The organism is Halobacillus locisalis (genome assembly GCF_013694105.1).
Lineage (GTDB): Bacteria > Bacillota > Bacilli > Bacillales > Halobacillaceae > Halobacillus > Halobacillus locisalis.
This window is the reverse complement of sequence record NZ_JACEFG010000002.1, coordinates 1,201,223-1,208,651: the sequence shown is the minus strand read 5'-3', so window position 1 is coordinate 1,208,651 and position 7,429 is coordinate 1,201,223. Positions and strand designations below refer to the sequence as shown.

At 43.6% G+C, this 7,429-nt stretch carries 8 protein-coding genes, 1 rRNA gene and 1 other annotated feature; of the genes, 2 read left to right on the top strand and 7 right to left on the bottom strand.

Going from position 1 to position 7,429, the window contains the following annotated elements; all coding sequences use genetic code 11:
- The 5 genes from H0266_RS12990 to leuS all read right to left on the bottom strand — a co-directional run.
- A 16S ribosomal RNA gene (locus tag H0266_RS12990) occupies positions 1-82 on the bottom strand; the annotation flags it as partial.
- Between the two features lie 361 nt (positions 83-443).
- Positions 444-770 carry a rhodanese-like domain-containing protein gene (locus tag H0266_RS12985; RefSeq protein ID WP_181472793.1) on the bottom strand — a complete coding sequence of 109 codons (327 nt, stop codon included), beginning with the start codon at positions 768-770 and terminating at the stop codon, positions 444-446.
- Positions 771-789: 19 nt separating this feature from the next.
- Entirely contained in the window at positions 790-1,101 is a 312-nt protein-coding gene (locus H0266_RS12980) for a rhodanese-like domain-containing protein (RefSeq protein ID WP_181472792.1), read from the bottom strand.
- 306 nt (positions 1,102-1,407) lie between these two features.
- On the bottom strand, positions 1,408-1,611 hold the full coding sequence (locus H0266_RS12975) for a hypothetical protein (RefSeq protein ID WP_181472791.1): 204 nt from the start codon (positions 1,609-1,611) through the stop codon (positions 1,408-1,410).
- Positions 1,612-1,918: 307 nt separating this feature from the next.
- Entirely contained in the window at positions 1,919-4,333 is a 2,415-nt protein-coding gene (gene leuS / locus H0266_RS12970; protein ID WP_181472790.1) for a leucine--tRNA ligase, read from the bottom strand.
- A gap of 53 nt (positions 4,334-4,386) precedes the next feature.
- Positions 4,387-4,614: a binding site (T-box leader), on the bottom strand.
- A 112-nt stretch (positions 4,615-4,726) separates the two neighbouring features.
- Here leuS and H0266_RS19620 point away from each other — a divergent pair.
- A complete protein-coding gene (locus H0266_RS19620; RefSeq protein WP_281374317.1) occupies positions 4,727-4,858 on the top strand; it encodes a hypothetical protein in 132 nt (43 codons plus the stop codon).
- A gap of 81 nt (positions 4,859-4,939) precedes the next feature.
- Positions 4,940-5,512 (top strand): tRNA 5-(aminomethyl)-2-thiouridylate-methyltransferase MnmM, encoded by a 573-nt coding sequence (gene mnmM / locus H0266_RS12965; protein WP_181472789.1) that lies wholly within the window; start codon positions 4,940-4,942, stop codon positions 5,510-5,512.
- A gap of 10 nt (positions 5,513-5,522) precedes the next feature.
- Here mnmM and H0266_RS12960 read toward each other — a convergent pair whose 3' ends face one another.
- Positions 5,523-6,563: a tetraprenyl-beta-curcumene synthase family protein gene (locus H0266_RS12960; protein WP_181472871.1), complete on the bottom strand. Its 1,041-nt coding sequence runs from the start codon at positions 6,561-6,563 to the stop codon at positions 5,523-5,525.
- Between the two features lie 51 nt (positions 6,564-6,614).
- Positions 6,615-7,388, bottom strand: coding sequence for an alpha/beta hydrolase (locus H0266_RS12955; protein ID WP_181472788.1), 774 nt, complete (start codon positions 7,386-7,388; stop codon positions 6,615-6,617).
- Between the last annotated feature and the right edge of the window lie 41 nt (positions 7,389-7,429).

The following is a 7,429-nucleotide window of genomic DNA, read 5'->3' as shown; positions in this document are numbered from 1 at the left end:
CAGCTCGCTTCCCGCGCTCGACTTGCATGTATTAGGCACGCCGCCAGCGTTCGTCCTGAGCCAGGATCAAACTCTCCATAAAAGTTGAAGTTTGACTTGCTCATTTGCACACCGAATGTGCTTGTTTGAATTCCTTCTATAGTAGAAAGAACATCTTGACGTACTGGTTGGTTCGTTCAGTTTTCAAAGATCAATTGAACTGCCTTGCGACAGTAAGTAAATTCTAGCATATGGTGTAATGTTGTGTCAATACACTTGTTAGAATTTGTTGAAAGGAATTTATTCTCATCATCCTTTGTTGCTTTGCTTAAGAAGCAACGTTATTCATACTACAAGTTTATAAGAGTAGAGTCAATAGTTTTTCGTAAATTAATTAATAGACACTGAAAAAACATCTGCAAATGAGAAGAACCCTAGGAAACCATTCTATTCCCGAGGGTCCTCTAAGTTTGTATATAATATATCGCTTGTTTTTGTTTTTTCCGAATGATTTTCGCTGCTATTTTTGCACCTCGCAGGTCATCCGTTACAAGTAAGATTTCTTTCCTACACTTCATTCTATCCCGCAGCTCTCTTTGTAAATAACTAAGCGGTATATTTTCAGCCCCTGGATAAGGAGACCGATGCGATGAGATATAATCTCTAATATCAATGATGCAAAAGTTGTCTTCAAGAGGCTGCTGCTTTAAAAGTTTGAGTGAACTTTTTCTTACAATGAAAGAGATGGTCACTAACAATAGAACGGTAGCTGTAATATAAATAAAAGTCATCGGTGTTGAACCTTTCTACTTAAAAGACTAGCTCTCCATCCCAATTCAACATACCACCTTGCATGTTCTTCACATTGGAGAAACCTTTTTCATTCATAAATTCTGCTGCGTTCATACTTCTACGCCCAGATCGGCAAATGAGCACATATTCTTGATCCTTAGGTAAATCATCTACGTGATTTGGAATTTCACCAAGTGGGATGTGCTTTGCTGTAGGAGCCATACCCTGCTCGACTTCTTCATTTTCTCGAACATCTATAAGAACAGTTCCATCTTCTTGTTCGATTTTTTTCTGTACTTCTTGTGGAGAAATTTCTTCAATATTACTCATTTCAACGCCTCCTATTATTTTTGTATGCAGAATCATTGTATTAGAACGATAGTGAAAGTCAAGAATTCAACCTTGAATTTACCATTCGCAAGAAATCTATTCAACAATATCCCCCTTATCTTGAATACTCGAAGTTGAAATGTTTGGGTCCTCTTCGTAAGTAAGCGTAGGTGTGGTGGGAAATGACTCGCTTTCCTGCGGGGGAACCGCCGAGCCTCCTCGGTCGTTGACACTCCCTGTGGGGTCTCGCCTTGGTCCTTCTCCCGCGGGAGTCTCGCCATTTCCCACCACACCCACCGAAAATAGTTAGTCGGACCATTCATTGATGAAAAGAAGCACGTCTGTCTGAGTAGGCTGAGTAAATGTCCGGTAAATTGCCACTCTTGTCCGAATCGTAAGGAAATGTCCGATATAGAGGATCACTTGTACTGATTGAGCAGATAGAGGTCTGAAATCGTACATCTGTTGTCCTGATTGCTTAGGTAAATGTCCGAATTGGGGTGCGTTCATCCAATACACCCCCCTGGAGTCGCATTGTTCACGGACTCCAGGGGGATGATTTCGAGGGACTATTTTGGCAAGGGGAGATGGGGAACGGGGAGACTCCTGTGGGATTAAGTGGGACAGCTGAGACCCCGGAGAGCTTTAGCTAGAGGAGGCTCTGCGCCCGCCCAACGGAAAGCGACTCGTTCCCCATCTCCCCCTTCCTCACTACAAAAGTCTCGAAATTGAGTGTTCAAAATTACTGCCCGATTATAGAACAATTCATGTTCATGTAAAAAGCCGCCTCTTAGTTAAGAGACGGCTCATGATTCATTTAGTTCGCTACAATATTAACAAGTTTTCCAGGAACAGCAATGACCTTTCGCACTGTTTTACCTTCTAGCCATGGTTGAACTTGGTCATTTTCTAACGCTTGCTTCTCTAAATCTTCCTTAGAAGCATCCTTGTTCACCATGATTTTAGCACGTACCTTTCCTAGCACTTGAACGACAATCTCTACTTCATCTTCCACAAGTTTCGATTCATCGAACTCAGGCCAAGGCTGGTAACTGATCGTACTCTCATGTCCTAACTTCGACCAAAGTTCTTCCGCTAGGTGTGGCGCTACAGGGGATAATAGCTTCACAAAACCTTCTACATAACTTTTCGGAAGTTCTTCGACTTTGTACCCTTCATTAATGAACACCATCATTTGAGAGATCCCTGTGTTAAAGCGAAGCTCCTCGAAGTTTTCAGTAACTTTTTTAACGGTCTCATGGTAGACCTTCTCTAGGTCTTGATTTTTACTATCCTCTTTAATAGAAGAAGATAGTTGTTCGTCTTGGATAAATAGGCGCCATACACGATCCAAGAATCGGCGTGCGCCATCCAGTCCGTTTGTAGACCAGGCGATGGACGCGTCTAATGGTCCCATGAACATTTCATATAAACGAAGCGTATCCGCTCCATGAGAATAAACGATATCATCAGGGTTCACGACATTTCCTTTTGATTTACTCATCTTCTCATTATTCTCACCTAGGATCATTCCTTGGTTGAATAGTTTTTGGAAAGGTTCTTTCGTTGGTACAACACCTGCATCGTACAATACTTTATGCCAGAAGCGAGCATACAATAGGTGCAAGACGGCATGCTCCGCTCCACCGATGTACACATCAACAGGTAGCCACTTCTTCAACTTCTCGTAATCAGCAAACGTTTCGTCGTTGTCTGCGTCGATATAGCGCAAGTAATACCAGCAACTACCAGCCCATTGAGGCATTGTGTTCGTTTCACGACGGCCTTTCATGCCCGTTTCCGGATCTACGACGTTCACCCATTCGTCGATATTTGCAAGTGGTGACTCACCAGTACCGGATGGCTTGATTTCCGTTGTCTTCGGAAGTTCGACAGGTAGTTCTTCTTCTTTAACAGGTGTAATCGAACCGTCTTCCCAATGAATGACAGGAATCGGTTCTCCCCAATAACGCTGGCGACTGAATAGCCAGTCACGCAAACGGTACGTTGTTTTCTTCTCACCTTTATTGTTTTCCTCTAGCCACTGGATCGCTTTCTCCATGGCTTCTTCTTTCTCTAATCCATTCAAGAAATCAGAGTTGATGTGTTTTCCATCTCCAGTATAGGCTTCTTTATCAATCTCTCCGCCTTCAAGAACAGGTACAATAGGTAAATCGAAAGTTTGAGCGAATTCGTAGTCTCTTTCATCGTGAGCGGGAACAGCCATAATCGCTCCGCTTCCGTAACTCATCAGCACGTAGTCCGCCACCCAGATCGGTAGTTTTTCACCATTGATTGGGTTGACCGCATAAGAGCCGGTGAATACACCTGACTTGTCTTTAGCTAAATCCGTTCGCTCTAAATCGCTCTTATTCTGCGCTTTTTCGATGTACTCCTCGACAGCTGCTTTTTGTTCAGATGTGACAATTTGATTGACTAATGGGTGCTCAGGGGCAAGTACGGCATACGTTGCGCCGAATAAGGTGTCAGGTCTTGTTGTAAACACATCGAACGTTCCCTGGTCCCCCTCAATGTCGAACGTAACCTCTGCTCCTTCCGATTTACCAATCCAGTTTCTCTGCATGTCTTTGATGCTTTCAGGCCAATCCAAATCCTCAAGATCTTCTAACAGGCGATCGGCATAAGCCGTGATCTTCAGCATCCATTGTTTCATCGGTCGACGTTCTACCGGGTGTCCGCCTCGCTCACTCTTTCCATCAATGACCTCTTCATTCGCAAGGACGGTTCCAAGTGCCGGGCACCAATTAACAGCCACTTCGTCAATGTAGGCCAACCCTTTTTCATAAAGCTTCAGAAAGATCCATTGCGTCCATTTATAATAACCCGGGTCCGTAGTATTCACTTCGCGGTCCCAGTCATATGAAAACCCAAGCTCTTGGATTTGGCGACGGAACGTGTCGATATTATGCTTTGTGAATTCTTCCGGGTCGTTCCCTGTATCTAAGGCGTATTGTTCAGCCGGAAGTCCAAATGCATCCCAACCAATAGGATGAAGAACTTCGTAGCCCTGCATACGCTTCATTCTTGAAAGGATATCGGTCGCAGTATACCCTTCCGGATGTCCTACATGAAGACCCGCTCCGGACGGATAAGGAAACATATCCAATGCGTAGAATTTTTCTTTGTTCGATTGACTGTCTGTTTTGAATGTTTTTTCTTGCAGCCAGTGTTTCTGCCATTTCTTCTCGATCGTCTTATGATCAAAAGCCATGTCTTTTCCTCCTCATATCTATCTGAATATAAAAAGCCCCTCATCCCATATCACTAAGGGACGAGAGGCTTGATTCCCGCGGTACCACCCAAATTAACGTTTATGTAAAACGTTCACTCGAAAAAAGGTCTATATCGGCGACTTCACCGGCAAAAGCTCGTGGAATCCATTCGCTCCTGCGACATCCAAGGTGAGTTCACAAAGTTCAAGGACAACTTACACCACCCGTTGCCTCTCTTTATGCTTGAAACTTCATTACTACTCCTCTTCATCGTCATGCTATATATACTCGTATCTTAATGAAACGAATGATCTTTGTCAAGCATCTCGGGAGAACGAAACACTTTTCAATGGTTTACGGATCGATTATGATAGAGACATGAGGTGATCAAAGTGAAGAAATTGATTCGTAAAGGGATCCAATACGCGAAGCAGAATCCGGAAGAAACGAAGAGATACGCGAAGAAAGCTTTTGACACTGTTAAGAAGTACAAGAATAAATCAACGAAAACGACTAAACGTTAGCTTGCGCCCTTTTGGGTTGCAAGCTTTTTTCTATAGAAACGACTTGTGCTACAATAATTCAAAGAATAGGAGGATCAAAATATGACGTTACTTCGCATTTTAGACTATGCACACTCGTTGATGGAAGATAGCTTGACTGAAGGAGATATTGCGGTTGATGGAACGTGCGGCAATGGACACGACACCCTTTTCTTAGCAAATCTTGTAGGTGAAACAGGGCACGTGTATGGATTCGATATTCAACCTGACGCCATTGCTAACACGAAAGCACGCTTAGAAGAACACGACGCTTATGTCCAAACTTCTTTGATCCATGATTCACACGCTAATCTCAGTGAGCATATCCATAACGATCATCATAATCAGATTCAGGCAGGTATTTTCAATTTAGGTTACTTACCAGGCAGTGACAAATCTGTCGTTACAAAACCTGAGGAAACCATCGCCTCCATTGAATCGCTTTTACATCAAGTTAAAAAAGGTGGGCTGATCGTCCTCGTCGTTTACCATGGCCACCCCGGTGGTAAGGAAGAGAAGGAAGCTGTTCTCCGATATGTCGAATCACTCGATCAGAAGAATGTACGAGCTCTCCAATACGGGTTCATCAATCAAAAGAATACCCCCCCGTTCATTATCGCTCTAGAAAAACAATAAGCCTGGGATCTTACAAAGAGCGACCAGGCTTTAATTTATGGTACATTTTTGTGTTGTAATAGAAGAACTTCGCTTTGTGGCCGCTTACTTTCAACAACCCTTTGACGAATGCCTTTCCATTGTTTAACTTTCCTACTTTCCGGTCGGCTAGATACATGCCGACTAACCCTTCGTGAATCATCTGGTGAAAGGCGGGGTCCGGAAGCTTTTGGATCTCCCCATGCGTTTGCTTCACGAAATAGGCGAAGCGCTCTTTCATTACGTCTTCATGAGAGTAATAGGAACAAAAGTTGAGGTCCCCTTCTTCTTCATCCTCTTGTTGGTCGATATAATAATCAAGCAGGATGTGAAGTCCTTGCATGAAAGGAAAATAACTTCTTGCCACTTGCTCAGCCAATGACTCATCGATCTTTCCGCCTAACATATAGGACACGAGACAGAAAATCCCTAAAGTAGAGCCTGAACACGCCGAAAATTCATACCATTCCAAATGCGGCCACTCTTTTTGATGGTCATCAAACCACTGCTTCAAACGAGGGATTCTTTCCTCTTCGATGACATGCTTATGTACTTGAAGATCATTATAAAGAGAACCCAACTTGATTGTATAGGGATGGACCAAAGAGTAATCCCTTGACTCTCTGAGAATCGTTTGACACGTTTCAACTAAATCATGAAGGTAACCACCATCATCTTGGTCTGTTCGGTAAGCATAGTAATTTTTCAAATCGTTTTCCGGCGTCAGTGCATCCGTCATGGATTGGTGTAATAAACGGAAATCATCAGGATTCATCGACGTGCTTCGGTCGCACAAATTATCTAGATAATCACTGATTGTCTGATACGCGACGATGAATCGAATGGCTCGGTCTTTGTTTTTACCAGCTAGCAGACTATAGATGCCACCTCCCTCACAATGGAAAGTTTTTTCTTCAATACTTGCAAGTGCCTGGACCCGGAGCTCGTTATTTGGGATCGATTTTGCCCGTTCAATCCAATGATTCAGTTCTTTATGGACACAAGGAAACACTTGCTTGTACACATGAAACATTAAATGGACAGCATTTTGCGGTGCATGACCAGACAAGACGAATCCTCCCTTTTATAATTGGCGGTTTATAAAATCTAGTGTGTATTGATACACGTCTTTCCATTCAGGTTCATTATAAATTTCATGATATAACGAAGGCCACTGCTTATAATTCTTTTCACTCGTATCTACTAAATTGAACCATTCCTTCGTTTTATCAACGTCGACCATCTGATCTTCCTCTGCTTGCATGACAAGAAGCGGTACGTTTGGAAACTCGCTTACATCCTTGAAGGCAGCTTTGATGGCCCTACGGAATTCATGGTACCAACGAACGGACACCTTATCGAGGATTAAGGTATCCTGAAGGTCTTTTTCGATCATGTCCTGATTCCGAGTGACCATTTCCGGCTTCATAGGGGATTTTACGCGCAGTGTCGGCATCACTTTATCCAGTACCCGCGATACCGCTTCTAGAGGTTTCCCTGCTCCGTTCAAAATCCCTGCGGCTGGTGAGGACAAGATCACGCCACTTACCTCAGGTTTCAATGTTTCCATTGTACGCATGACGATCGTGCCCCCCATGCTGTGACCGAGAAGAAATACAGGCTGTTCTGTCCCTGCTTCTTGCAGCCACGCTTCCACGGTTGATATGTACTGGTCAAATGAACGAATATGACCTGCTTTACCGACCGTGTGACCTTGGCCAGGAAGATCCCCATGAATGACAGAGAATCCGTCAGCCTGAAATTGTTTCGCTAGAGCCTCGTACCTACCACCATGTTCAAAAGCTCCATGAACGATGACAATTGTCGCTTTACTTGGTTGTGCAACCCACTTCTGCATCCATCCACCTCTTCCCTTTTGTTATACTTAGTATAATCACA